At 44.6% G+C, this 981-nt stretch carries 1 protein-coding gene and 1 pseudogene; both read left to right on the forward strand.

Features of this window, described 5'->3' with window-relative positions; genetic code table 11:
• Positions 1-368 (forward strand): hypothetical protein (locus A3750_RS25740; RefSeq protein ID WP_068548002.1); only part of this gene is annotated, 368 nt, incomplete at its 5' end.
• Between the two features lie 245 nt (positions 369-613).
• Positions 614-946 (forward strand): annotated as a pseudogene (locus A3750_RS24775) (helix-turn-helix domain-containing protein); the annotation flags it as partial.
• Positions 947-981: the final 35 nt, after the last annotated feature.

Below are 981 nucleotides of genomic sequence, written 5' to 3' on the forward strand. Positions count from 1 at the left end.
TCACTACATTTAGAGAGGCTCTTGAGGCGCTGCAGTCCGATGTCGCGTACTTACCTGAGATGGCGGGCAGTATTGTTTGCTACTTCAAGAACGCAACTTCAATAGAAATCCCCGAGCATTTTTACATTGAGGCTAAACCCCATTTTTCTTCACGAGAAAAGGCCGTTGAATGGCTTCAAGAGCGCAAACAGAAACATGACAACGGATCATTAGGTGGTGCCTTTGGAATAGTTATCGCAAATCCTAAAGACACGTTCGAAAAACAACTTCAAGATGCCTTGGCGCATAAAGATTATCGAATTGTTGATGCGACCAAGAACGACGAGATTTGCGAGGCTGTTATGAGTTGGTTGTCCAATACGAAATAAATTGAACAACATAATTTGAATTACTGTGATTACCAAGGCGTCTGACGGTATAAGTACTAAGCAACTTTGCCACTAGGGTTCCATCAGCATAAGATATGAACCATATCAGGCAAACCGAGAACTAGAGACAAAGCAGCCATAAAAGACTCCTCTCGCGATAGCGTTGCAACGGAGCATGACTTACCCGTGTTTTCGTCCTCTACTTTGTGTGATTCATAGACATCCTTTCACTATCGTTGGGTGTTATGAATAGAGAAATACTGCAAAGATTGCAGAGGGTTTGCCTCTATGAATAGTCTGGTGATGCTGACTTCGTTTGTCAGCGATGCGGCATATCCAGACCGACATTGAGGAAGTGGTGGCGCAGGTATCAGGCCGACGGTGAAGAAGGCTTGCAGAGTAACAGCAGACGCCCCCACTCCTCGCCAAACGCTAAGATAAACACATATATGGAGAATCTAATTCTAGATCTCATAGCGTCTCGAAATCTTGGTGCCAGGCGTCTTCTGAGCGAGTTGCTGCGGCTTCATGAGATTTCCCTATCGCTTGCATCGATCCATAAAGCCCTCACAAAATACTAAGTAAAACCAGTCAAAAAGTATCGCAAGAAGTC

The organism is Oleiphilus sp. HI0079 (assembly GCF_001635105.1).